Source organism: Streptomyces sp. NPDC004732, from assembly GCF_040609235.1.
GTDB lineage: Bacteria > Actinomycetota > Actinomycetes > Streptomycetales > Streptomycetaceae > Streptomyces.
Genome location: NZ_JBEXJR010000007.1, coordinates 104,993 through 129,728 on the forward strand (window position 1 = coordinate 104,993; position 24,736 = coordinate 129,728).

The 24,736-nt window shown below is 72.2% G+C and carries 21 protein-coding genes; 6 read left to right on the forward strand and 15 right to left on the reverse strand.

What is annotated here, in order from left to right; genetic code table 11:
• Positions 1–14: 14 nt before the first annotated feature.
• Entirely contained in the window at positions 15–440 is a 426-nt protein-coding gene (locus tag ABZV77_RS21905) for a Rid family hydrolase (RefSeq protein ID WP_356259275.1), read from the reverse strand.
• Positions 441–590: 150 nt separating this feature from the next.
• Between ABZV77_RS21905 and ABZV77_RS21910 the strand changes: the two genes are divergently transcribed.
• On the forward strand, positions 591–1,079 hold the full coding sequence (locus ABZV77_RS21910) for a MarR family transcriptional regulator (RefSeq protein WP_356259278.1): 489 nt from the start codon (positions 591–593) through the stop codon (positions 1,077–1,079).
• 13 nt (positions 1,080–1,092) lie between these two features.
• Here the strand turns inward: ABZV77_RS21910 and ABZV77_RS21915 are convergent, their stop codons facing one another.
• The 7 genes from ABZV77_RS21915 to ABZV77_RS21945 form a co-directional block, all read right to left on the reverse strand.
• Positions 1,093–1,755 carry a GntR family transcriptional regulator gene (locus ABZV77_RS21915; protein WP_356259280.1) on the reverse strand — a complete coding sequence of 221 codons (663 nt, stop codon included), beginning with the start codon at positions 1,753–1,755 and terminating at the stop codon, positions 1,093–1,095.
• A gap of 141 nt (positions 1,756–1,896) precedes the next feature.
• Positions 1,897–2,901: a proline racemase family protein gene (locus ABZV77_RS21920; protein WP_356259282.1), complete on the reverse strand. Its 1,005-nt coding sequence runs from the start codon at positions 2,899–2,901 to the stop codon at positions 1,897–1,899.
• A gap of 36 nt (positions 2,902–2,937) precedes the next feature.
• Positions 2,938–3,846: a dihydrodipicolinate synthase family protein gene (locus ABZV77_RS21925; protein WP_356259285.1), complete on the reverse strand. Its 909-nt coding sequence runs from the start codon at positions 3,844–3,846 to the stop codon at positions 2,938–2,940.
• Entirely contained in the window at positions 3,843–5,405 is a 1,563-nt protein-coding gene (locus ABZV77_RS21930; RefSeq protein WP_356259287.1) for an NAD(P)/FAD-dependent oxidoreductase, read from the reverse strand. Before ABZV77_RS21930 ends, ABZV77_RS21925 begins: the two co-directional genes overlap by 4 nt.
• Before the next feature lie 34 nt (positions 5,406–5,439).
• A complete protein-coding gene (locus tag ABZV77_RS21935) occupies positions 5,440–5,748 on the reverse strand; it encodes a (2Fe-2S)-binding protein (RefSeq protein WP_356259289.1) in 309 nt (102 codons plus the stop codon).
• Entirely contained in the window at positions 5,745–6,950 is a 1,206-nt protein-coding gene (locus ABZV77_RS21940; protein ID WP_356259291.1) for an FAD-binding oxidoreductase, read from the reverse strand. Before ABZV77_RS21940 ends, ABZV77_RS21935 begins: the two co-directional genes overlap by 4 nt.
• A gap of 65 nt (positions 6,951–7,015) precedes the next feature.
• Complete coding sequence (locus tag ABZV77_RS21945) at positions 7,016–7,762, reverse strand: helix-turn-helix transcriptional regulator (protein ID WP_356259293.1); 747 nt, start codon at positions 7,760–7,762, stop codon at positions 7,016–7,018.
• A 156-nt stretch (positions 7,763–7,918) separates the two neighbouring features.
• Between ABZV77_RS21945 and ABZV77_RS21950 the strand changes: the two genes are divergently transcribed.
• Together ABZV77_RS21950 and ABZV77_RS21955 are read left to right on the forward strand one after the other, a co-directional pair.
• Positions 7,919–9,061 carry an MFS transporter gene (locus tag ABZV77_RS21950; protein ID WP_356260175.1) on the forward strand — a complete coding sequence of 381 codons (1,143 nt, stop codon included), beginning with the start codon at positions 7,919–7,921 and terminating at the stop codon, positions 9,059–9,061.
• Between the two features lie 204 nt (positions 9,062–9,265).
• The gene (locus ABZV77_RS21955; RefSeq protein WP_356259295.1) at positions 9,266–11,602 is read left to right on the forward strand and encodes a collagenase; all 2,337 of its coding nucleotides are present in this window, start codon (positions 9,266–9,268) and stop codon (positions 11,600–11,602) included.
• Here the strand turns inward: ABZV77_RS21955 and ABZV77_RS21960 are convergent.
• Complete coding sequence (locus tag ABZV77_RS21960; RefSeq protein WP_356259298.1) at positions 11,574–13,118, reverse strand: glycoside hydrolase family 3 N-terminal domain-containing protein; 1,545 nt, start codon at positions 13,116–13,118, stop codon at positions 11,574–11,576. The two genes, ABZV77_RS21955 and ABZV77_RS21960, sit on opposite strands and share 29 nt — an antisense overlap.
• A gap of 228 nt (positions 13,119–13,346) precedes the next feature.
• On the opposite strand from ABZV77_RS21960, the gene ABZV77_RS21965 reads away from it, so the two are divergent.
• Together ABZV77_RS21965 and ABZV77_RS21970 are read left to right on the forward strand one after the other, a co-directional pair.
• A complete protein-coding gene (locus ABZV77_RS21965; protein ID WP_356259300.1) occupies positions 13,347–14,348 on the forward strand; it encodes a zinc-binding dehydrogenase in 1,002 nt (333 codons plus the stop codon).
• Between the two features lie 19 nt (positions 14,349–14,367).
• A complete protein-coding gene (locus tag ABZV77_RS21970; RefSeq protein ID WP_356259303.1) occupies positions 14,368–15,318 on the forward strand; it encodes a Gfo/Idh/MocA family oxidoreductase in 951 nt (316 codons plus the stop codon).
• 21 nt (positions 15,319–15,339) lie between these two features.
• Here the strand turns inward: ABZV77_RS21970 and ABZV77_RS21975 are convergent, their stop codons facing one another.
• From ABZV77_RS21975 to ABZV77_RS22000, 6 genes are all read right to left on the reverse strand, one after another.
• Positions 15,340–16,200 (reverse strand): phytanoyl-CoA dioxygenase family protein, encoded by an 861-nt coding sequence (locus ABZV77_RS21975; RefSeq protein WP_356259305.1) that lies wholly within the window; start codon positions 16,198–16,200, stop codon positions 15,340–15,342.
• 50 nt (positions 16,201–16,250) lie between these two features.
• Positions 16,251–17,384 (reverse strand): hypothetical protein, encoded by a 1,134-nt coding sequence (locus ABZV77_RS21980; RefSeq protein ID WP_356259308.1) that lies wholly within the window; start codon positions 17,382–17,384, stop codon positions 16,251–16,253.
• A 7-nt stretch (positions 17,385–17,391) separates the two neighbouring features.
• Positions 17,392–18,576, reverse strand: a complete 1,185-nt coding sequence (locus ABZV77_RS21985) for a hypothetical protein (protein WP_356259310.1) — start codon at positions 18,574–18,576, stop codon at positions 17,392–17,394.
• Positions 18,573–20,699: a DegT/DnrJ/EryC1/StrS family aminotransferase gene (locus ABZV77_RS21990; RefSeq protein WP_356259313.1), complete on the reverse strand. Its 2,127-nt coding sequence runs from the start codon at positions 20,697–20,699 to the stop codon at positions 18,573–18,575. The genes ABZV77_RS21985 and ABZV77_RS21990 overlap by 4 nt, the downstream gene beginning before the upstream one ends.
• Before the next feature lie 7 nt (positions 20,700–20,706).
• Complete coding sequence (locus ABZV77_RS21995) at positions 20,707–21,879, reverse strand: radical SAM protein (RefSeq protein ID WP_356259315.1); 1,173 nt, start codon at positions 21,877–21,879, stop codon at positions 20,707–20,709.
• Positions 21,880–22,229: 350 nt separating this feature from the next.
• Positions 22,230–22,955, reverse strand: coding sequence for a Clp protease N-terminal domain-containing protein (locus tag ABZV77_RS22000; protein ID WP_356259317.1), 726 nt, complete (start codon positions 22,953–22,955; stop codon positions 22,230–22,232).
• A gap of 585 nt (positions 22,956–23,540) precedes the next feature.
• On the opposite strand from ABZV77_RS22000, the gene ABZV77_RS22005 reads away from it, so the two are divergent.
• The gene (locus tag ABZV77_RS22005; protein ID WP_356259320.1) at positions 23,541–24,293 is read left to right on the forward strand and encodes an SDR family oxidoreductase; all 753 of its coding nucleotides are present in this window, start codon (positions 23,541–23,543) and stop codon (positions 24,291–24,293) included.
• Positions 24,294–24,736: the final 443 nt, after the last annotated feature.

The window sequence follows — 24,736 nt, forward strand, 5'->3', positions numbered from 1 at the left end:
CCGTTGGTGCTGCGTCAGTTCCCGGAGCCGAGGATGGCGGTGACGCGGATCTCCACGCGCATGGCGGCGAGGCCGAGGACCGTGACGCCGGTCTCGGTCCAGATCGGCGCGCGGCCGTTGAGGCGACGGCGGAACTGCTCGGCCATGACCCTGTTGTGGTCCTCGCCGATGGCGTCATCACCCGGTGCGACCTTGTGGTACGAGTTGACGTGGATGACGTCCTGCCAGGTCGCGCCGACCGTGGCGAGTGCGCGCTCCACGTTGTCGAAGGCCTGGACGATCTCGTCTTCCAGTGCGTCGGGGATGGCCAGGTCGTCGTCCACCCCGGCCTGGCCGGAGATCTCGACCCGGTCGTCGACGCGGACGGCCCCGCTGTAGCCGAGGGCCGCGTGCAGCTTCTCGCCGTAGCCCGGAACGATGCCGAAGGTGACGGTGCTCATGATGCTTCCTCTTCCCTTGCATGGGTGTGCGTTTTCCCGCGCTTGAGTTCACGCGTAAAGTGACAGTAGCAGGCAATGACTTCATGTGTGAAGTGATGGCGGACTTTGCCGGAAGAGGCGGGAAGATTCATGAGCGGTACGGGAGGGCCCATGAGCGGCACGGGCGAGCACGAGGGCGACGAGGAGCTGCGCTGGCTCGACGAGCAGGAGAAGGCGGCGTGGACGGGGCTGATCTCCCTCGTTCTGCTGCTGCCCGGCAAGCTGGAGTCGCCGCTGCGGCAGGACCACGACCTCACCCTGTTCGAGTACCTCGTGCTCAGCCACCTCTCCGAGGCGCCGAAGCGCACGCTGCGGATGGGCGAGCTCGCCTTCCTCGCCAGCGGATCGCTCTCCCGTCTGTCCAACGTCATCAAGCGCTGTGAGCGGCGCGGCTGGGTCGTACGGTCACCCGACCCGGCCGACGGCCGCTACACCCTCGCCGAACTCACCGACACCGGCTTCGACATCGTGCGGCTGGCCGCGCCCACGCACCTGCGCTCCGTGCGCCGCATGGTCCTCGATTCGCTCAACACGGCCGACCAGAAGGCCCTCGTCCGCATTGCGCAGAAACTCCGCGTCGTCCCCGACGACTTCGGCTGATGGAGGGGGAGCCTCAGGTCGTGGCCCACAGCGATCGCACGTGGCCCAGGTGGCGCGCCATGCACTTCTCCGCGCCCTTGGCGTCGCCCGCCAGCATCAGGTCCAGGAGCTCGATGTGCTCCTCGGCCGAGGGGGTCAGCTGGTCGCGCTCGTCGAGTGCGGTGAGGCCGTAGAGGCGGGAGCGCTTGCGGAGGTCGCCGACCGTCTCGACAAGACGGTCGTTGCCCGAGAGGGCGAGGAGCGAGAGGTGGAAGCGGCGGTCGGCCTCCAGGTAGGCGATGAGATCGTGGTCGCGGGCGGCGCGCACGATCTCCTCGGCGACCGGACGCAGCACCTCCAGGTCCTCCCTGGCCGCGGTGCGCGTGATCCGTCCGATCATGGGGACCTCGATCAGGCCGCGGATCTCCGTGTACTGGTCGAGATCGCGTTCGTTGACCTCGGTGACCCGGAAGCCCTTGTTGCGGACGGGCTCGACGAGACCCTCACGGGCCAGGTCGAGCATCGCCTCGCGCACCGGCGTCGCCGAGATGCCGAAGTCCTCGGCCAGGCCGGGCGCGGAGTAGATCTCGCCGGGGCGCAGCTCGCCGGAGATCAGGGCGGCCCGCAGGGCGTGGCCGACCTGGTCGCGCAGCCGCTCCCTGGTGGTGATGAGGTTCTTCTGCTTCAGGTGCCCCATGGTGTCCCCTCCGGTGGTGCCCGCGCCCGCGCGGATCACCAAAGTACAATGTCACGTTGCCAAATGGGGGCCGGGTGGCGAGGAAACTCCCAGGTGGAGGCGCGGGGACCTGGTGGAGGAGCCGGGAAGCTCGGTGGGGACTCAGAGGAGGAAACCCGCGGGGAACGGGTCGTCGGGGTCCAGGAAGTACTGGGCGGTGCCCGTGATCCAGGCCCGTCCGGTGATCCGGGGAACGACCGCGGGCATCCCCGCCACCTCGGTCTCCTCCACCAGCCGACCCGTGAACTCCGTGCCGATGAACGACTCGTTGACGAAGTCGCGGTCCAGCGGGAGCTCGTCGCGCGCGTGCAGCTGCGCCATGCGTGCGGACGTGCCCGTCCCGCACGGTGAGCGGTCGAACCAGCCCGGGTGGATCGCCATCGCGTGCCGGGACCGACGGGCGTCCGAGCCGGGCGCGGCCAGGTAGACGTGCTTGACCCCGGTGATGTCCGGCTGTTCGGGGTGCGTCGGGCGGTCCGGTGACGCGTTGATCGCGTCCATGACGGCGAGCCCCGCCGCGAGCAGGTCGTCCTTGCGGGAGCGGTCGAACGGCATCCCCAGCGCGTCGAGTTGCACAAAGGCGTAGAAGTTTCCGCCGTAGGCCATGTCGTACGTCACCGTGCCGTGCCCCGGCACCTCGACCTTGCGGTCCAGGGCCACGCAGAACGCGGGAACGTTGGTGAGCGTCGCCGATGTGGCCGCGCCGTCGGTCACCCGTACGTCGACGGCCACCAGGCCCGCCGGAGTGTCCAGCCGGACCGTCGTGACCGGCTCGGTCACCTGCACCATGCCGGTCTCGACCAGGACGGTCGCCACGCCGATCGTGCCGTGGCCGCACATCGGCAGGAGCCCGGACACCTCGATGTAGAGGACTCCGTAGTCGGCGTCGGGCCGGGTAGGGGGCTGGAGGACGGCACCGCTCATCGCGGAGTGGCCGCGCGGCTCGTACATCAGGAGCGTGCGCAGGTGGTCCAGGTGCTCGATGAAGTGGAGTCTGCGGTCGGCCATGGTGGCGCCGGGGATCACCCCGACACCGCCGGTGATCACACGGGTGGGCATGCCCTCGGTGTGCGAGTCGACGGCGTGGAAGACGTGACGGGTGCGCATGGGCCCTTTCCCTCCGGTTGAGGCTCTTGCTTCGGTTCAGCGATGGCCCGCGGCCATCGCCTTTTCCGTGGCCGACCGCACCAGCGCCTCCGTGGCGCCGGACAGCGGGGAGCGCGGGGGGCGGGTCGGGCCGCCGCGGCGGCCCACGATGTCCATCGAGAGCTTGATGGACTGCACGAACTCCGTCTTGGAGTCCTGGCGCAGGAGCGGGTGCAGCGATCGGTAGAGGGGCAGCGCCGTCTCCAGGTCGTGGGCGCAGGCGGCGTCGTAGAGCTCCGCGCAGGTGGCGGGGAAGGCGTTCGGGTATCCGGCGATCCAGCCGACGGCACCCGCCAGGGCGAGTTCGAGCAGGACGTCGTCCGCACCGATCAACAGGTCGAGGTCCGGCGCGAGTTCGGCGATCTCGTACGCCCTGCGGACATCGCCGGTGAACTCCTTCACGGCTACGACCGTGCCGTCGCCGTGCAGCCCGGCCAGCAGCTCAGGGGTCAGGTCGACCCTGGTGTCGAGGGGATTGTTGTACGCGACCACGGGCAGGCCGGACTTGGCCACCTCGGCGTAGTGGGAGCGTACGGCCTGTTCGTCGGCGCGGTAGGTGTTCGGCGGCAGGAGGAGCACGGAGCCGCAGCCCGCCTCCGCGGCCTGCTCGGCCCAGCGGCGGGACTCCGCGCTGCCGTAGGCGGCGACGCCGGGCATCACGCGTGCCCCGTCTCCCGCGGCCTCGACGGCGGTACGGACGACGCGGGCGCGCTCGTCGTCGGTGAGGGTCTGGTACTCGCCCAGGGAGCCGTTCGGCACGACGCCGTCGCAGCCGTTGCCTATGAGGTGGCCGACGTGCTCGGCGTAGGCGTCGTAGTCGATGGAGAGGTCGTCGCGCAGGGGGAGCGCGGTGGCGACCATGATGCCGCGCCAGGGGCGGTCGGTGGTCCAGTGTCCGGCGGTCATGACGGCTGCCCTTCGGTCGGGTGGGGAGGGAGTGCGGGAGGGGTGGGGGGATGGGGTTGAGGTCGGGGGTGGGGCTGGGGTTGCGGCTCCAGGGCGGCCAGGGTGTTCAGCGGCACCGGTGTGGCCAGTGGGCGTCGGTCTGCGCCGGAAGGTTCGGGGCCGGGTGTCGGCGTGGGGGAGTGTGCGGCCAGGCAGGACACCGCCCAGCCGCACATCCGGCCCTGGCACCAGCCCATGCCCGCCCGGGTCAGGAGCTTCACGGAGCGCGTGTCCCGGGCGCCGTACTCCGTGACGGCCTCGCGGATGCGGCCCGCGGGGACCTCCTCGCAGCGGCAGACGTCGGTGTCGTCGGAGAGCCACCGCGTCCAGCCGTGGCCCGGCGCGTGTGCGGCGGCCATGACGTCGGCGAAGGCGTTCATGTGGTCGCGGCGGCGCCGCAGGGAGCGTAGGCGCGAGAGCGGGCCGGGGCGTCGGCCGGTCAGTCGGGCCGCGACGGCCAGCGCCGCCAATTCGCCCTCCACCATGGCCTGTTGTGCTCCGCCGACCCCTGACGTCTCGCCCGCCGCCCACAGGCCGCGCAGCGACGTCTCCTGGAGCGGGCCGAGCGCCAGGGCGTGCGTGCCGTCGACCGTCTGCCGGGTGGCGCAGCCCAGACTGGTGGCCAGGTCTATCTGTGGGACCAGGCCGTGGCCGACTGCCAGCGCGTCGCAGTCGATACGGCGCTCCGTTCCCGGTATCGGACGCCATGTGCGGTCGAGCCGCGAGACCGTCACCGCTTCCACGCGGTCCTTGCCGTGTGCTTCGGTGACCGCGTGGCGCGTGCGCACGCGTACCCGGTGGCGCAGCAGGGCTCCGGCGTGGTGCGCGCCCTCCGTCACCTTGTGGGGCTGGACGGCGAGTGCGCGGGGGTGCCGTGCGTATCCGAAGTACGAGGAACCGTCGAGCAGTTCGGGCACCTCGGCCCCGGCCGTGACGAGCGAGGCGGCCACGGCGAGCAGGAGCGGGCCGCTGCCCGCGACGACCACGCGTTTGCCGGGCAGGACGAGGCCGGACTTGAGCATGGCCTGGGCGCCGCCCGCGCCGACCACGCCCGGCAACGTCCAGCCGGGGAAGGGGAGGTGTCGCTCGTACGAGCCGGTCGTGAGGAGGACCGCGTGGGCCCTTACGCTCACCGGGCGCTGTCCCTCCTCGCCGGGGTCTCTGTGTTCTCCGTGTTCTCCGGGTACTCCGGGTTCTCCGTGGCCGCCCGTGAGGGCGTGAACGGTCCAGTGGTTCTCGGCCTCGCGCGTCACCGTCCAGACGTGGTGGCCGAAGAGGCAGGTGACGTCGCCGTTCCGCAGGCGGTCGCGCAGGTCGGCGAATGCGGTCCAGTCGTGGTGCAGGGCCTCGGGGCGGGTGGCGCCCGTGGCGGGTGCGGGGTGGCGGTAGAACTGGCCGCCCGGTTGGGCCGCCGCGTCCAACAGGGCGACAGACAGACCGAGTTCGGCGGCGGTCACGGCACCGGCGAGGCCTGCCGGACCGGCGCCGAGTACCGCAAGATCGTACGGTTCGTCAGGCACGCCCTCGGGCAACGCCTCGCTCCCCTCAGTCGTCTCAGTCGTCGAACCCGGCATGACCGTTCCCCTCCTGCGTCGTGACCGTGTCGCCGGGGCGGGCGGTGACCAGGCAGGCGCGCCGGTTGGGGCGGCCGTTGACGGTCGCGAGGCAGTCGTAGCACTGGCCGATGCCGCAGAACGCCCCGCGCGGCCGCCCCCCGCCCCGGGTGGTCCGCCAGGCGAGGATTCCCGCGGACCAGAGCACGGCCGCGATCGACTGGCCCGGCAGCGCGTCGAGTCGGCGTCCGTCGAAGGTGATCGTGAAGGTCGCCTCGGGGGAGGCCCCCACGAGATCGGTCGGCTTCATCGGGCTGCCTCCTCTCGTGCGAAGCGATCCGGCGCGAACGGGCGCGCGTCCAGTGGGAGTTCACCGCCCGTCAGCATGGCGGCGATCAGTGCGCCGGTCGCCGGAGCGAGGCCGATGCCCGCGCCCTCGTGGCCGCAGGCGTGCAGCAGACCGGGGAGGCGCGGGTCGGGGCCGATCGCCGGGAAGTGGTCCGGGAGGTAGGGGCGGAACCCTGCGTACGTGCGGATCGCCCGGACCTGGGCCAGGGCGGGGAAGAGGCGTACCGCCTGGCCCGCGAGGCGGCGCAGGACCTCCACCGACAGGGTCCGGTCGAAGCCGACCCGCTCCCGGCTCGCCCCGATCAGCACCGGGCCCGCCGGAGTGCCCTCCACCACGGCGGAGGTCTGCAGCGCCGCCGAGCCGCTCGCGACGTCGGCGACGTACTCGGCGGAGTACACCTTGTGGCGCACCACGCGCGGCAGCGGTTCGGTGACGAGGACGAAGCCGCGACGGGGCAGCACCGGCAGCTCCAGGCCCGCCATGCGGGCGAGTTCGCCGCCCCACGTACCGGCGGCGTTGAGCACGTGCGGTGCGCACACCTCGCCCCGCCGCGTACGGACGCCCCGCACCTCGCCCCTGGCCCCGGTGAGGACCGCGGTGACCTCCTCGCCGAGCCGGACCGTGAGGCGTCCGGCGTCGGCGGCCGCCCGCAGCAGGTGTGCGGCGGCGAGGGCGGGCTGTACCTGGGCGTCCTGCGGGTAGTGGACGCCGCCCGCCAGGCCCGGTGCGAGATGTGGTTCGAGGTCGGCGAGGCGGTCGGCCGGGACCTCGGTGGCCTCGACGCCCGCGTGCCGTTGCTCCGCGGCGAAGTCGCGCAGGGCGGCGAGCGCGGGCTCGGTCGAGGCGACGACCACGCCGCCCTTCGTCTCGTACTCGATGAGGGAGGGGAGGTCGGCGGCCAGATCCTGCCACAACTTGGCTGAGTACAGCGCGAGTTCGAGTTCCGGGCCCGGGGCCTTGTCGGAGACGAGGAGGTTGCCCTCGCCCGCGCCCGTGGTGCCGCCCGCGACGGGGCCGCGGTCGATGACGGTGACGTGGAGCCCGGCGCGGGTGGCGTAGTAGGCACATGCGGCGCCGACCACGCCCGCCCCCACGACGATGAGGTCTGTGGGGCGGGCAGGGGGTGAGAAGTGCGGCCGTTCGGACGGGTGTCTCGTGAGCACGGCAGTAATATTTCACATGGCACTGGCGCTGCCAAGAGGTCGTGCACGAAGGGGAGTTGCCGTCGTCAGCCGCGGCGGTGATGCGTGCCGGGCGTATATCCGTACGCCCGGCGGAAGACATCGATGAACGCGCTGGTGGACGCCCATCCGCACCGGTGCGCGACCGATGTGACCGGCATGTCGTCGGCCAGCATGCGCAGTGCGTGGTAGAGGCGCAGTTGGGTGCGCCACTGCGGGAACGTCATGCCCAGTTCGCGGCGGAAGAGGCGGCTCAGGGTGCGTTCGCCCGCGCCCGCCTCCGCGGCCAGTTCGGCCAGACCGCGCGGGTCCGCGGGGTCGTCGTGCAGCAGGTCGCAGACGGCCGCGAGGCGGGAGTCCGAGGGGGTCGGCAGCTGTACGGGCTGCTGGGGCGAGGCGCGCAGCTGGTCGAGGAGCACGGCGCGCAGGCGTCCGCGTTCGGGGGACTCGTCCTGCGGCGTCCGGGTGCAGGCGAGGATCAGTTCGCGCAGGAGCGGGCTGACGGCGAGCACGGCCGGGGCGCCGAGGCCGAGCGGATTCGTGTCCGCGGGCAGGCCGAGCAGGTGCAGGGCCAGGTGGCCGTGGGCGCGGTGTGCGTGGACGCATCCGGCGGGGACCCAGATGGCCCGGGTGCCCGGCGCGAACCAGGTGCCCGCGTCGGTGGTGACGGCCACGACTCCGGAGCCCGCATAGACGATCTGGTGGTCGTCGTGGCGATGGGCGTCGATGCGCTCGCCGGGGGACAGTGCCCGGGTGGCGGTGGGCGCTTCGGGGGTGTGGCGGATATTCGGCACAGGTTGGCACTTTATCGGAAGCGGGCCAGGGTGGGGCGTGGCGACGATGAGGCGGTGCCGACCCACAAGCCTCCAGTCACTCCACCCTCAGTCACCCCGCCTCCAGCCACTCCACCCGAAGCCGCCAGACCCACCGCAAAAGCCCCCCGCCGCCCCATCACCCTCCTCGCCCTCAGCCACGCCTGTGTGGACGTCTACCAGGGCGCCATCGCCGCCCTCGTCCCGTACTTCGTCTCCGAGCGCGCCTACACCTACGCCGCCGCGTCCGGCATCGTGCTCGCCGCCTCGTTGCTCTCCTCCGTCGTGCAGCCGCTGTTCGGTGCGCTCACCGACAAGTGGGCCATGCCGTGGCTGCTGCCGGTGAGCACCGTGGTGGGCGGGGCCGGAGTCGCGTTCGCGGGGGTCGGCGGGAACTATCTGGTGACGCTGGTGGTCGTCGCCGTGTCCGGCATCGGCGTCGCCGCGTACCATCCGGAGGCCGCGCGCGTGGCCCGGCAGGCGAGCCGGGGCAGCCACGCCGCCATGAGCTGGTTCTCGCTCGGCGGCAACGTCGGCTTCGCGACCGCGCCCCTGCTGGTCTCCGCCGTCGTCGCCACGGGCGGCCTGCGCGCCTCCCCGCTCCTGGTCGTACCCGCACTCGCGGGGGCGGTGCTGTGCGTGGCGGCGCTGCGGGGAGTCAGGGCCCGGGACGCGGCGGCATCGGAGGGGCAGGCTGCCGGTCCGGCTGCCGAGGACGACTGGCCGTCCTTCCTCAAGCTGTCCGGCGCCGTCGTCTGCCGCTCGATCGTCTTCACCGGGCTGAGCACGTTCATCGCGCTGTACGTGCGCGAGCGCACCGGAGGAGGTGAAGTCTCGGGCACCGTCGCCCTGTTCGTCCTCTACCTCGGCGGCGCGATCGGCACCGTCGCGGGCGGACGGCTCGCCTCCCGGTACGGCCGCCTCCCCGTCGTCCGGTGGTCGTACGCCCTGACGGTCCTCGCGGTGGCCGGAGTCGTCCTCGTGCCCGGGCCGCCGCTCTACGTCTTCGTCGTGCTGACCTCGGCCGGTCTGTACGTCCCGTTCTCCCTGCACATCACCCTCGGGCAGGACTACCTGCCGCGGCGCATGGGCACCGCGAGCGGCGTGACGCTGGGGCTGACCGTGAGCATCGGCGGCCTCGCGAGCCCGCTGATCGGGGCGGTCGCGGACGCCGCCTCCCTGCGGACGGCCCTCGCCCCGCTGATCGTGCTGCCCGCGCTCGGCTGGCTCCTCCTGCGCACCCTGCGCGAGCCGGGCGCGGGAGCCGCCGACGGCACCTGAGCCCGGGGGACGTTCCCGAATTCCGGTGCGGTTGATGTGTCCTGAGGGGTTGTCAGTGCAATATCACATTACTACGTTACGCATCACATGACGCGGCAGTGGCCATGAGGCAACCCCGCAACCACCGCCGCGTGACGGTCAGTTGACGCTGACCGCCCCACAGGGCAGCACCTCACGCCCCCACCTCCCACACAGGAGCAATCGGTGTCCCAGATACGTCTACGCACCCTGCAGAGATCCGTGCTCGCCGGCGCGATAGCGGCGACTCTCTGCGCCTCGGCCGTCCAGCTCGGACACGCGGCCGAGCCCTCCTCCGCGGCGGCAGCGAAGCCCCGCGCCGCCGCGCCGCCCGCCCCCGCCGCTCCGAACCCCCTGGACGTGGTCGACCGCAGGGCGAAGGCCCCGAAGCCGAACACCTACAAGGTCCCGGCGCCCGGTGGGCTCAAGGACGGCCGCATCCCGGGCGCCCGCACCCCGAAACCGAAGGCGGGGGCCGCGGCGCCGCGAGCCGGAGCCGTGCCCTGCACCCTCGACGGCGTCACCGGACTCTCGCCCGAGAAGTTCGCCGACTTCCTCGCCGACCCGGCCGTCACCGCCGACGGCTGTCTGCGCACCCTCATCTGGACCTGGGACGCGCGACTCGCCCCCGTCATGTCGGACGCGCACGTCCAGGCCGTCTCCGGCCGTATCTCCAGGCTGGCGGCCGCCCACGACGGCAAGAACGGCAGCAACCTCCTGGAGCTGCTCACGTATCTGCACGCCGTCGCCTACCAGGACTTCTCGCACGACGAGATCGACGTCACCGACGCGCCGACCGTGGACGCCATGCGGCGCGCCGTCGACGCCTTCGGCTCGGCGGGCCGCACCTTCGACGTGACCCGGAGCAACGCCGAGTCGCTGCGCGAGGCGCTCTACGCGGCGAGCGCGCCGGGCCTGCGTCAGCACCAACTCCCGCTGATCAAGCGGGTGCTGACCACCATGGACGCCAAGCACCCCGACACGGCGAAGGACGCCTCGTGGGCCGGGTCCACGCTCGCCGCGCTCTCCCTGAGCTACCTCGGCGTGTACCCCGGCAACAGGGACGCCGCCTTCCACGCCGCGGTCAAGGCCGACACCTCCTACCGCGCCGCCTTCAAGGCCTTCGGCGGATACACCCACCTCAAGGGCACCGCCAACGACTGGGTGGTGCGCGACGCGCTGAGCGAGTACGGCAGGTTCGGCCAGATCGACGGGCTCACCAGTGAGATCGTCTCCGGCCTCGGCGGGCTCGTGGACGTCGTCGTCCGCAACTTCGGTGAGGGCAGCGCCCCTTGGGCGAAGGTCGCCACCTGGCTGAACGAGTTCGACGCCTGCGCGCCCTACAAGGTGTGCAAGGCCGACATCGAGCGCCGCCTCTTCCCGCAGACCTACACGTACGACAAGGGCGGCATGAAGGTCCGCACGGCGCTGGAGCGGGGCACCGTCGACCAGCTCTACTACGCGAGCAAGCAGGTCAAGGCGCAGTTCCACCGGGTCGTCGGCACCGAGGAGCCGCTGGCGGGAGACCCCAACACCACGCTGACGACGGTCCTTTACGCCTCGCGCGCCGACTACGAGAACTATCACCCGCTGCTCACCGGGATGGACACCAACAACGGCGGCGTCTACATCGAGCGCGGCGCGACCTTCTACACCTACCAGCGGCGCGTCCCGCAGGACTCCACGCTGACACTGGAGGAGCTCTTCCGCCACGAGTACACGCACTACCTCAACGGCCGCTGGGCCGTGCCCGGGTTCTTCGGCGAAGGCCCGTGGTACCAGGGCGACCGGACCACCGCGATGGACGAGGGCACCGCCGAGTTCTTCGACGGCGCCACCCGTGACGACGGCATCAAGGTCCGCAAGTCACTGGTGAAGGGCATCATCGCCGACACGGCGAACGGTGGACCGCGGATGACCGTGGACCGGCTCCTGCACGCCACGTACGACGGCGACGGCTTCCGGTTCTACGACTACGCCGGTACGTTCTTCGAGTTCCTGTGGACCGAACGTCCGGGCCTGCTCAAGGAGATGTACGGCCATCTGCGGGCCGACAGTCCGGCGGGCTTCGACGCCTGGCGCGACCGGCTCGGCAAGGACGGCGGACTGCAGAGCCAGTACGACGCCTTCCTCGACAAGCAGATCGCGCACGTCGACGACCTCTTCGTGCCCGACACGAAGTACGTGCCGCTCGCCGAGCTCCGCGACACCACCGCCGACCAGGTCCGCGCCTCCGTCAAGGCGACGACGGGCATCACGCCCGACTGCCGCTCGAACGGCGCGCCGGAGCGTCCGCGGTACACCTGCACGGGCCGGATCACCGCGAACCTCAGCGCGTCCGGCGACACCGACGCCGTGTTCAAGGACATGTCGGAGACGGTCGACTACTTCCTCCTCGAACGGTCCTCGGCGGGTGACAACAACCTGGCCGACATGAACTGCTCGTTCGGCAAGGTCGACATCTGGTCCGACGGCCGCGCGGGCAGCGCCGACTTCAGCTGCGAGGGGCCGCTGAAGGGGTGAGTCCGCCCCCTGCGAGGAGTTCCGCCGCCGCGATGCCCGAGACACGGGTCGCACCATGGGTGATGAGGTGGGTGGCGCCGAGTGCGTCACCCGCCGGGACGCCCATCTCCACGACCAGGGCGTCGGGGCGGCACCGCAGGATGCGGTTGAGGGTGTCGGTCATCCAGCGGTGCCGGGCCGCGTCACGGACCACGACCACCAGGGCGCGGCCCGTCGCCGGGGTCAGGGCCTCCCGGTCGAGGAGGTCCCCGGCGTGGGCGAGCTCAGGCTCGGTCAGGCGGACGGACGTGGTGCCGGGACGCAGGTCGCGCAGCGGTACGGCGACGCCCCAGGGGGTGTGGCCGTCGACGGCCAGGTTCATCGTGGGGGACAGCTCCACGACGTGCGGCACTCCCGCGACGGGGAGTGCCGCGTTCGCCGTGCCGGAGCGGTGGTGGACCCGCACGGCCCGGCGGGCCGCGACCAGGCCGATGTCGGTGGGTCCCGCCGCGCGGGCGACGGCCCGGGACCGCTCGCCGGACCAGGCGGCGAACTCCCGTACGCGCCTGCTCGCCTCGGTGAGCCGGGCCTCGGGCAGCGTGCCGTCGATGACCGCCTTCACCAGCGCGGTGGAGAGCAGGTCGAACGTGGCCTCGTCGGCGCTCTCGCCGCCCACGCACACCGCGTCCACGCCACCGGCCACCGCCTTGACCGTCGCGCCGTCGATGCCGTAGCGGTCGGTGACCGCGCCCATCTCGATGCCGTCCGTGACAAGGAGCCCGTCGAAGTTCAGCTCGCCGCGCAGCAGTTCCACCAGGATGCGGTGGCTGAGGGTCGCGGGCAGGTCCGGGTCGTAGGCGGGGGCGAGCAGGTGCGCGGTCATCACGGCGCGTACCCCCGCCTCCATCGCCGCGATGAACGGCGGCAGGGCGGTGAGCGCGATCTCCTCGGCGGAGCCCTGCACCTGGGGCAGGCCGAAGTGCGAGTCGACGACCGTGTCGCCGTGGCCGGGGAAGTGCTTGGCGCAGGCGGCGACGCCGGCCTGCTGCAGACCGCGGATCCAGGCGGCCGTGTGGCGGGACACGACGTCGGTGCGGGAGCCGAAGGAGCGGACGCCGATCACCGGATTGAGCGGATTGGAGTTCACGTCGGCGCTGGGCGCGAAGTTGAGCGAGACGCCCGCGGCGTGCAGGTCGCGGCCGATGTCGTGGGCCACGCGCTCGGTCAGGTCGATGTCGTCGACGGCGCCGAGGGCGAGATTGCCGGGCCGGGACGAGCCGGTCCACGCCTCCAGGCGCGTCACGTCGCCCGCCTCCTCGTCGATGGCGACGATCAGGTCGGGGTTCTCCGCGCGCAGGTCCGAGGTGAGCCGGGAGACCTGCTCGGGCGTCTCGATGTTCCGCGCGAACAGTACGACGGAGCCCAGGCCCTCGGCGATCCTGCGGCGCAGCCAGGAGGGGGCCGTGGTGCCCTCGAATCCTGGCTGCAGCACGGAGTTGGCGAGGCGCTCCAGAGTCGGGTCATTGCTCGGTGCCATGGCGCGACCTCCGAAGTTGCGGGTACGTGGGACGTATGGTGCACGGAATGTGCGGCGGGGCTCCTGCCAATTGGTCCAGGCCAATCGGATAGTGGATATTGGCTCGTACCAAACCGGGCTGTCAAGGAGTCGGAACCGGTCGAGCCGGGCGAATCCACCATGATGGGGCGCGAGTTGGGGAATCCTTGGAACTTCCGCAGGTCGCATCCGCTGAAGGGAAGAGAGTCCATGCGCAGGTACGAACTCGTCGGCAGGCGCGACATCAGGCTGGTCACGGACGTGGCGGTGCCGGAGCCAGGTCCGTCGGAGGTCCTGGTCCGGGTGCGGGCCTGCACGGTCTGCAACCGCAGCGACCTCGCTTACTTCCACTACTACGGGCTGCGCGACCACTGCTCCCAGGGCTGTTTCGGCCATGAGATCTCCGGGGTCGTCGAGGCGACCGGGGCGGGCGTCCGGCGCGTGGTGCCCGGCCAGCGGGTCTTCGTGCGCACCCCGCTCACCACCGGGTACGCCGAGTTCGCGCTGGCCCGCGAGATATCCGTGGGCGCCCTGCCCGACGAGGTGCCCTTCGAGCAGGGCGCACTCCTGCAACTCCTGCCGCTGGCGGTGCACGCCACCCGCGGCATCCGGCTCGGCGACCGCGTCGTGATCGTCGGGCAGGGGCCCGTGGGGCAGATGGCGCTGCGGGTCGCGGTGGCGCGCGGCGCGGCCGAGGTCGTCGCCGTCGACCTCGACGACTGGCGGCTCGAACGGTCCTCCGCGGCGGGCGCCGACGCGATCCGGCGCGTGGACGGCGGCTCCGAGCAGCTGGCCGCCGTCGGTGCGGACTTCGACGTCGCCGTCGACGCGGTGGGCACCCCCACGACGCTCAACGCCTGCGTGGGACTCGTACGCCAGAACGGCCTCGTCGTCCTCCTCGGCACGCACCACGTCGACACGCACGTCACCGTCGACCTGGTCACCTGGGAGCGCAAGGGCCTGCGCGTGCACAGCTCCGCGGAACCCCTCGACACCGCGCGCGCCGAAGCCCTCGCCGTCGCCGAACGCCTCGCCCACCGCCGCACCGACGCCCTGCGCCTGCCCGACCTCCACACGCACACGTACCCGCTCGACGAACTGCCCAAGGCCATGGAGCAGCTCTCCGCGAGCCGCGCCCTCTACCCGGATGCCGAGCAGGCCCCCTACGACGGTCCGCCGCCCGAGACGCTGAAGGTGGCGATCGTCCCCTGAGCGGGCGGAGGAGAGCCGCGTGAGGTGGGGCATCGCCGGATACGGCGACATCGTGACGCGCCGCGTGCTGCCTGCCCTGCACGCGCTCGGCGAGGAGCCCGTGGCCCTCTGGGGCCGCGACCCGCGCCGCGCCGCGCGCACCGCCGAGCAGCATGGCGTAGCGGGCTCGGGCACCGACATCGACGTGCTGCTGTCCGGCGTCGACGCCGTGTACATCGCCACTCCCGTCGTCCATCATGTGCCGCTCGCCCGCGCCGTGCTCGGAGCGGGCCTGCCCGTCCTGATCGAGAAGCCGCTCGCCGGTGGCCTCGGCACGGGGGCCACGCTCGACACGGCGGGGCGGTGCGCGGGAGTCGCCTACTACCGCAGGCTCGCGCCCACCGTGCGACGGCTGCGCGAGGAGCTCGACGACTGGACGCCCGACCGGGTGGAGGTGCGCTTCCGGTGCGCCTTCGCGCCCGGGCCCGACGACCCGATGCGCTGGCGCACCGACCCCGCCCTGTCCGGCGGCGGGGTCCTCGCGGACGCGGGAAGCCACCGGATCGACCTGCTGCTCCACCTGTTCGGGCGGCCGCACGAGCTGACCGCCCGGCTCGGCGGACGCTTCCCGGACGGCGCGGAGCGGCGCGCCGAGCTCACCCTGGCCTGGCGCTCCGGTCTGCAGGCGCACTGTCTCGTGGAGTGGGGCGAGGGCTCGCCCGTGGACCTCGTCCGGCTGACCGGCGGCGGCCGCACGGTGACGCTCGCCCCACTGGACTCCGGCCGGATGCACGCACCCCCTGGGCCGCCGTCCCTGCTTCCTCCGGCGGCCAACCCCCACCAGCCCCTGCTGGCCGACTTCGCGCACGCCGTGGCGACGGGGGCGGACCCGGTGTGCCCGGTGGGGGAGGCCCGCCTGGTCGACGACGTGATCGTGGCGGCGGAGCGGTCGGACGCGGCGGGCGGACGGCCGGTGCGGCCGTGGGGATGAAGCGGTGCGGGGCGGGGCGGCTCACGCCCCGTCGTCCGCCGACCAAGGGCGGAGCCAGCGAGGGTCCGGGCTGTCGCCGGAGTGGATGAACCGCGTGTCCACGGAGAGGCGCATCGCGTCGGTCGTCGTGTCCAGGGACGCGTGGATGATGCGGGGCAGGTGCACCATCACATCGCCCGCCGCGAAGTCCGCGTACAGCCAGCGGCGGTCGAGCGTGCGGGCGGTCAGCTCCAGGTCGTGGCAGATCTGCCGCCGGTCGCCGGGGCGGTCGGTGATGTCGCGCAGCGGGGCGTACTCCTCGGGCGGCAGCCGGTGGGAGCCCTCCAGGTAGACCAGCGGGCCGGTGGGCGTCGGGCAGTCGCCGACCGGGATCCAGAAGGTGACGACGCGCGGCGAACCCTCGTCCATGTAGTCGAAGTCGACATGGGCCCGGGAGGCGCGCCGGGTGCCGCGGTGGAAGTGGCGCAGGATGCGGCGCGGCAGCATCTCGGCCTTCGCGTCGAGGAGTTGGGCGGCGAGCGTCGACAGGACGGGGTTGGCCACGAAGTCGTGGAACGGCGCCGAGCGCACGAACGCGTAGGCCGGGTGCCCCGCCACTCCGTAGTGCGGGACGCCCTCGGGCACGCGGCCGGAGAACACCCCGTCCTCGGGCCCGCTGCCCGGCGCGAGCAGTCCCGGTGGGAAGAGCGAGAAGTACCGGCCGCGCAGCCGCAGCACCTCCGCACGGTCGAGCAGGCCCGGCAGGTACAGATAGCCGTCCGCGTGCAGCCGCTTCCGCAGCGCGTCGGCGTCCCTGGGCTCCAGCAGGTCCGCGCTGGGGCGCAGGGGGCCGAAGAGTTCCGGCGTGAAGGGTATCGGTACGCCGTTCGACGACAGGTTCACGATGCGTGTCCCTCGATCCTTCGGGTCGGTGGACCGGCCGACGGGACCGGTCAGTAGACGCCTTCCACCGCCTCCTCGGCGGCCCCGGAGTCCAGGAAGGGCCGCACGGCGGCCACCCCGTCCCAGGGGAACCACGGGTGCGGGCCGGTCCTGACCGCGCTGTCCCGCTCCAGGAGGTTGGGCAGGAAGAGGTCCTCCAGGAGCGTCGTGGTGCGCACGCGGCCGCGCTGCCCGACCTCGACCTCGTGCCACGGGTCGGCGGGGTCGACGACCTTGAGCACCGCGAAGGGCGGCGGCAGATGGTAGGAGTGCCCGGTGCCGCCAGGTACGGCGGACGCTCCCGGCACGGCGGACGTACTCGGTACCGCGTCGGCCTGCAGGGCGTGGCCGACCAGCGTGTTGCCGTACGTGTCGATCCACTGCACGCCCGGCAGGTGCTCCTCGCGCAGGAACTCGGCCTCGGCGGCGGTGCACGAGGTGCCTCCGGTGCAGACCGCGCGGATGCCGTACGTGTGCAGGGGCCGGGGCAGCCGCATCGCGAGCTCCACGAGCAGCCGCGAGGTCGTGAAGAGCAGCGAGGGGTGCTCGGCGGCGAGCAGGGCGAGGGTCTGGTCGATCAGGTGGGCGGTGTAGGTGTCGGCCTCGCCGCCCGAGCGCAGCGCGGCCTTCACCCAGCGCGGATCGAAGTCGATGGCGTGCACTGCGCCGCGCCAGCTGTCCGCGAGGCCTTCCACGAAGTGCCCGTACGCGTGCGGCCCGCTCGGCGTCATCGCGAGCACGTCGCCGCCTGCCACTCCGCGCGCCTCCAGCACGGTGCGGTAGATCTCCACGTCGTACGCGAGGCGCGTGACGTTGATGATCCGGCAGGGCGCGCCCGTGCTGCCGCCGGTCTCGAAGACCCGGAAAGGCTGGTCGTGGTAGCCGCGGGGGCGCAGGTCGCGGGCGTTCGCGGCGCGCAGTTCGGCCTTGTCGAAGAGGCCGAAGCGGTCCAGGTCGGCGAAGCCGCCGATGTCCTCCACCGGGTCGAAGCCGAGCTTCTCGCGCCGCGCCACCCAGAAGGGGCTGCCGGTCTCCGGTTCGAAGTGCCACCGCATCATGCGGCGCGTCCAGGTGTCGAGATCGATGCCGAGCTCCGGGACGCGCTCGCGCAGCCTGTCGGGCAGGGTGCCGAAGGCGGTGGTCATGCGGGCCTCACTTCGCTGGGCGGTACACGAAAAGGGAGTCGGCGGCGATGGCCCGCGCGGCCTGCGGCGAGGCGCTCAGGACGGCGGCGAAGGGAAAGGGGACCTCATGGCCGATCAGTGGATGATGAGGGGGCTTGAACACCGTCAAGTGGCCGTCGAGCAGGGCGATGTGCGGCAGTGCGTGGACGTCGTTCGTCGCGCTGCGCAGGACGGGCGGCCGACGGGTCAGGATGCGGTCGCCGGGGTGGAGACGGTCGCGGATGCCACGCGTCGCGGCCTCTGCCGCGTCCGGCTCACGGAAGGCGGTCAGCGGCCACGCGCCGAACGGCGACAGCGCGTCGAGCGCGGCGGCGAGGCTCAGGGCCAGCGACTCGGCGGCGTCGGGCTCCTCGCAGACGACGGTCCGTACGTTGCTGCAGAAGCGCCCCGAATCGGCCGCGATCAACGGCAGCAGCCAGGCCAGGGCGTCGTCCGTCGGCATGCCCGCGGGCACCAGCGCGCAGCCACGGCCCGGGCCGTGCAGGGTGAGCGCGGGGGAGGAGCGGACGGCGGAGGCGAGACCGGCGCCGCCGTAGACGACGTGCCGGTCCGTGAGCCGCAACAGGCCCTGCAGGGCGCGCTGTTCGCCGGGGTAGAAGCCGAGGCGGGCCCGGGGCCAGCCCGCCGCGAGCAGGGCGGCGACGAGCCGGGCTGCGGAGAGCGGCTCACGTCGGCTCGGCCGCAGCCACACCCCGGCCGAACGCTCGGCCTGGTCGCAGACCGCGTCCAGGCAGGTGAAGGTGTTGCCCGGCAGCGCGACCAGGGCCAGTGCGCCGTCGGGCTCCGGGGCATCGTCCTTCTTCAGGACGCCGTCACGCAGCATCGCGCACCACCGGTCGACCAGCGGGCCCGGCAGCCCCGCGCTCTCCCACAGCGCCACCCGGAAGGCCTCGGCGCTCTGCTCGCCGATGCCACCGACGGTGAGGGTGCCGCTGTCGAACAACTCCAGTGCGGTGAGCAGGACTTCACGGCGTCCGGTGAGCAGCGGCAATCCGGGCAGGGCGGCGTCCCAGTGCCGCCGGTCCGCGTCGGCGACGATCTCCGGCACCATGGCGAGCTCCCTGCCCGCCGGTCCTGACAGCGGCACCCGGTCCAGCGATGTCCGCCACTCGCCCCTGCGGAAGGCGGAGACCACGGTGGTCGCGCCGGTCACGGCAGCTCGCTGCGGAGTGCGGCGACCACCCGGATCTGTTCCGTCTCCGTGAGGGACGGGTACAGCGGCAGCGCGACGTGGTGCCGCGCGAACCAGCGGGCCCGCTCGAACGGGCCGCCCGCTGCGTCCAGTCGGCGCTGGGCCGCGAACTGCGGGTGGTCGCACAGCAGATGGTCGTAGACCTCACCGGCCAGCGACACGCCGTGCCGCTCCCGCAGGAGCTTCTTCAGGAGCGGACGGTCCAGGGGCCCGTCAGGATCCAGGTAGGCGAGGTACTTGTAGTAGTTGCTGCCTGCCGCGGCGGGTACGGCGTGCGGGCGGATCCCGGGCACGTCGGCGAGCAGCGCGTCGTACCGGGCGGCGATCGACCGGCGGGCGGCCAGCGTGCCGGAGAAGCGTTCCAGGTCCACCGTGCCGACGGCGGCGTGCAGTTCGCTCAGCCGCCAGTTGCCGCCGGGCCGGTCGTGCAGCGTGGAGCCCTGGGCGCTCTTGCCGTGATCGCGCCAGCGCCGCACCTGTTCCAGGTCGTCGGCCGACGCGGAGGTCAGCAGACCGCCCTCGCCGCTCACCGCGACCTTCGTGGGGAAGAACGAGAAGGCGCCGAACCGGCCGAAGCTCCCTGCCGGGTGTCCGTCGAGGATGGCGCCGAAGGCGTGCGCCGCGTCCTCCACCACGGGGATGCCGCGCTCGTGGCAGTGGGCGAGCGCTGCTTCGAGGGAGGGCGAGACGATGCCGCCGATGTGGACGGGCAGGACGGCGGCGGTGTCGGGGTGTCGGTCGAGGGCGGCGCGCAGGGCGTCCGGGTCCATGCCGAGGCCGTCGAGCTCGATGTCGACGAAGTGCACGGCAGCCCCGGCCCGCACCGCCGCGGCCGCGGTGGCGAAGAACGTGTTGACCGGTACGAGCACCTTGCGGCCCGCCACGCCGATGATGCGCAGCGCGATCTCCAGGGCCGCCGATCCGGACGCGACCGCGGCGGTGTCGACGCCGGTCCAGGGACGGGCGAGCTCCTCGAAACGGGCCACCTGCGGGCCCTGCGTGAGGATGCCTGAGGCGAGGGCGGCATCGACGCGGTCGAGCACGGCGCGCCGCTCGGCGACCTCGAAGTGGATGCGCTGGGCGGGCACGCCGGTTTCGAGGGGCGGGCCCTCGGTGAGCGTGCGGGTGAAGAAGTCCGCCGCGTGGCCCACGTGGGTGCCGTGTCCCATGGCGAGCTCGTGGACCTCCGCATCGGCTCCCGCGGCCGCGTACGCCTCCTGCACCGCGTCGGCCGCCGTCCGGGCGTCGATGGGGTCCAGGTAACTGTCGGCCGTGCCGTACTGGAGCTGGAGCGGGGCCGGGGCGAGGGTGCTGTACAGGTCGGGCAGGTCGGCGTACTCCAGGATGCCGGGCAGCACCGCTCCCTCGTGGCCGGTCAACAGCCTCTCGAACAGGGCGGGGTAGCTGCCGAGGTGGCTGGCCGCGCAGAGCGGGATGCCGGGGCGCCCGGCGAGCAGCGCCGTGTGCAGGGCGACCGCAGCGCCGAGACTGTGGCCGAAGAGGCCGACGCGGCGCGGATCGACGAGCGGGTGCGCGGCGAGGACGTCCAGGGCGCCCAGGGCGTCGCCGGTGAGGGCGCCGAGGAGGGAGCGGCCGGTGAGCGCGAACGCGTGGGCCAGCAGCGTCCCTTCGTCCCTGCCCGCCCTGCGCCCGGCGTCCAGCGCGCCGCCGATGCCGTGGTCGAAGGAGAGCGTGACGAAGCCGGCCCGCGCCAGCTGCTCGGCGACGTTGCGGTCGGGGTGGTCCGGCGGCACGTCGCCGGTGAGCTGGTCGAGGCGCGCGTTCTTGCCGCCCAGCACGAGGACGGCGGGGCCGGCGGGGCCGGGCGCCGCGTCCGGCGGGGCGAGGAGGGTGCCGTGGAAGGAGCCACGTACGGGGGATTCCAGCAGGAGCCGCTCGCGGTGCAGGCCGTCGCGTACCGCCGGGGTGCTTCCGACGGTGACGAGCGGGGCCCGTTCGACACGGGCCAGCCGCTCGACGACGTCGCGCACCCTGCGGGCCCGCACGGCATGCTCCTCGGCGCTCTTGGCGTACCGCAGGGCCGGTTCGACGGCGAGGAGCCCGCGGAGGTGACGTAGTTGCATGCGCGGCTCAGACGAAGTCGCCGTGCAGGGTGCTCGGCACTTCCAGTGCGTAGGCGTCCAGGGCCTCGTCGAGTTTGATCTGACCGCGCTTGAGGAGTTCCAGGAGCTCGTTCTGCGGCCGGTAGAAACACGACTTGCAGAGGTCGGTCCTGCGCGGGTTGGACGCCTCCCATTCGGCGCGCGGGCCGCCGTCGAGGACGTCCCCATATCCCTGTTCGACGACGTTGCCGATGAGATAGCGGCTGTTGAGGTGCACCTGCGGGCACGGGTAGAGATTTCCGTCGGCTCCGACGGCGGTGACGAATCGGCTGTAGTGGCAGTGCTCGAAGTCGCCCTCGACCTCTTCCACCTGGTCCATCGGGCCGCGGTCCAGTTTGGGGACCGACACCTCGAAGGCCTCCGTGGAGAGCTCGGCGGCACGGGTGAGGGATTCGGAGATCTCCGACATCACGGATTCGATGGTTTCGTGGCCGAGTGCGCTGTAGAACTCGGGTTCGAAACGCACGTAATGCGCGCCGGACTCATGGGCGATGCGGGCCGCTTCCAGGATCTCCCGGTAGTTCTGCAGGGTGATCACGTAGTTGAAGCCGATGCGGAAGTCGGGGTCGACGGCGTTCTCCCGGAGCTTGCCGACCGAGCCGATGAACTTCGAGAACGTCTGCTCGCGGTCCCGCGTGATGTCGTCGAAGGTGGTCTCCGTGCCTGCGTTCAGCCCGATGCGGACCCAGGTGTGCGTCTCGGCGACGCAGTCGGCGACCTTCGGGCGGCCTAGGCGGGAGCCGTTGGTGATCAGCCCGATCCGCAGCCCTGCCGCGTGCCCGGCGCGGCAGATCTCCGCATAGCCGGGGTGGATCGTGCACTCGCCGCTGCCGCAGAACGTCACGGCCCGGCCGTCGTTCTCGGCGAACTCGCGGAGCAGCGTGACCGCCTTGTCGGTGGCGATCGAGTCCTTGAACGAGAACAGGTCGTAGAACTGCTCCTCGTTGGGCGAGTGGAAGTTGCAGAAATTGCACCGCATATTGCAGGCGCCCATGATGCCGATGCGCATGTGCACGGGCTTGATCTCCTGGCCCGCCACGAAACGTCGCAGCAATTCGCCGTGGGCCAGGACCTTCTGTGGTGAGTGGGCCTGATCGAGGCTGACGATGGGCAGGCCTTCACGATTGTGGGGAGCTGCCATTTGAATGTCGCCGGAACCGGGTGTGCTGTTCACGAACCCCCCACGCTTGATCGATGTGTGGTGTCGTTCTCCTAGCGGTGTTGGGGACATTAGGGAGCGCCACAAAGGCTGTCAATGGGTCTAGACAAGTGCAGAGTTTATGGCGGAATCAGGGATGCCGGTCTGTTCGAGGGGCGGTCCGGCGTGGTAGTCGAGGACTCCGAGTCCCTCGACGGGCGGCTCCTGGGGCGCCCGGCCTGGAGGGAGGCCCCGAGCCGGGGGCCGGTGAACCCGTGGGCGCAGTAGGCGGCGAACGTCCCTAGCGCAACAGCGTGTTAGGCGTCAAGAGGTAGAAATCCGTCGAGTACGGATCAGAGTGCCCGAAGAGTCTCGGTGATCCAGTCGGTCGCCGCGGCCTTGTCGATGCCGAGGCCCGTGAGCGGTCCCGCGCCGTCCTCGTGCTCCAGGAGGGCCAGCAACAGGTGCTCCGTGCCGATGTAGTTGTGCCCGAGGCGCAGGGCCTCGCGGAACGTCAGCTCGAGCACCTTGCGCGAGTCGGCGGAGTAGGGCACCAGCTCCGGCACCTCGGCGGCCGTCGCGGGCAGCACCTCGGCGGCCGCGTGGCGGACGTCGTCCAGGGAGACGCCCTGGGCGAGGATCGCCCGGGCGGCCAGTGCGTCGGGCTCGCTGAGCAGGCCGAGGACCAGGTGCGCGGTGTGCACCTCCGCGTGCTCGGCGGCCTTGGCCTCGTTGTGCGCGGCCATCAGGGTGTTCTTCGTCCGCTCGGTGAAGCGGCTGAAGCCCTGGCTCGGGTCGAGGTCCGGCTGCTCGCCCTGCTTCTTCGGGACGAACCGCTTCTGGGCGGCCTGGCGGGTCACGCCCATGCTCCGGCCGATGTCGGTCCAGGAGGCGCCGGAGCGGCGCGCCTGGTCCACGAAGTGGCCGATGAGGTGGTCGGCGACCTCCCCGAGGTGATCGGCGGCGATCACGGCGTCGGTGAGCTGGTCGAGGGTGTCCGTGTGGACCTTCTTGATGGCCTCGATGAGGTCGTCGAGACGGACAGGGGGAGGCGGCGTGGCGCCTGAGGAGTGCGTCATGTGACAACCGTAGGTTGACAGTTGAGAGGGTGTCAACCCGCGGTTGTCACCTGGCTGCGGTGCACTCCCGTGGGTCAGATGCTGTTGGCGAAACGCCGGAACGCGGCGGTGAATTCGGGGCCGACATGCCCGTCGAACGGGCCGGTCAGGCCCCAGTCGGTGTGCAGCATCCTGTGCAGCGACTTCAGCGTGGCGAAGCTGAGGTCCCCGTTGACGGGGCCGGTGTAGTTCCAGTGCGCCCGGAGGTACCGCTGGAATGCCGCCCAGCTGTTGAGGCCGAGGTTGTTCTGCGAGAGCGGGGCGACGGCCCCGGTGCTCGCCGCGAAGCCCGCGCCCGCCAGGGTCCCGGCGGTGAGCCCGGCGACGACGAGCCCGTCCTCGTCAACCCGTCAGTTGACTTCCCGGTCCACCGTCCGCGGTAGCCGCGGCGTACGGGCAAACCTCCGCGGTGCGCGGCCCCCTGGGGCGGCGCCCGCCCCGTGCAGCGCCCGCCCACACCCCGCTGCCCCGCACTGTGGTGCCCGCGACCATGGGAGGACCCGCCCCCGCTTCTTTAGCGTTCCGGGCATGACGAGCGTTCCGGGTATGACGAGCGAAGACTTCACCGGCCGGGCCGCCCTGGTGACCGGCGGCGGGAGCGGCATCGGGCGGGCCTGCGCCGAGGCGTTCGCCGCCGCCGGTGCCCTGGTCCACGTCGTCGACGTCGACGCGGATTCGGCCAAGGCGGTGGCCGACTCCGTCGGCGGTGTCCCGCACGCCGTGGACCTCACCGACGCGGGCGCGATCCCCGGCCTGCCCGCCGCCGTCGACATCCTGGTCAACAGCGCGGGCACCCAACACGTCGCCCCCATCGAGGAGTTCGACCCCCACCGCTTCGAGCAGCTCCAGCGCCTGATGGTCACGGCGCCCTTCCTTCTGCTCAAGCACTGCCTGCCGCACATGTACAGCCAGGGGTGGGGCCGGGCGGTGCACATCTCCAGCGTGCACGGGCTGCGGGCCAGCCCGTTCAAGTCCGCGTACGTCGCCGCCAAGCACGGCCTCGAGGGGCTCAGCAAGGTCGCCGCGCTGGAAGGCGCCGCGCACGGGGTGACCAGCAACTGCGTCAACCCCGGCTATGTCCGCACCCCGCTGGTCGAGGGCCAGATCGCCGACCAGGCGGCCGTGCACGGCATCGCGCCGCAGGACGTCGTCGCGGACGTCCTGCTCGACCGCTCCGCGATCAAACGGCTGATCGAACCGGCGGAGGTCGCCGCCGTCGCCCGCTGGCTCTGCGGCCCCCACACCGGCTACGTCACCGGCGCTTCGCTTCCCGTGGACGGCGGCTGGGGCGCGAGCTGAGCACCCCGGACGCCCCGAGGAAAACCCTGGGTTCACCCGACCGGCCAAGTGGTTGAACGAGGAAACCACCGGCTCACCGCTCCCGAGAAGCCCCCGGCCACGCGGCCGTACGTCCCACCCGCCCCGCCCGCCCCTCGGGCCCCGGCCGCCCACCCCGGCCCTCGGACCCGGACTCCAGGGTTTTCACGGTCGACCGCGCCCGCGCGAGGGGGCCAAGGTATACCCACGGTCGCGGAACCGCGGCGGACCTGAAAACACCGATGGGGGAAAAGAGATCCGGTGACCGGACGTACTACGGGGGTGTACGAACGGGTGGTCCGCTCAGGATCGGGGGAGCGACCGTCGCGAGGGCGGGGGACGGGGGTGCCCGACGGCACCCCCGCTCGGGTGCGGAACGTCTCCGTGCACGGGCACGCTCCGCTGCTGCCGTCGAGGCTGTGGGT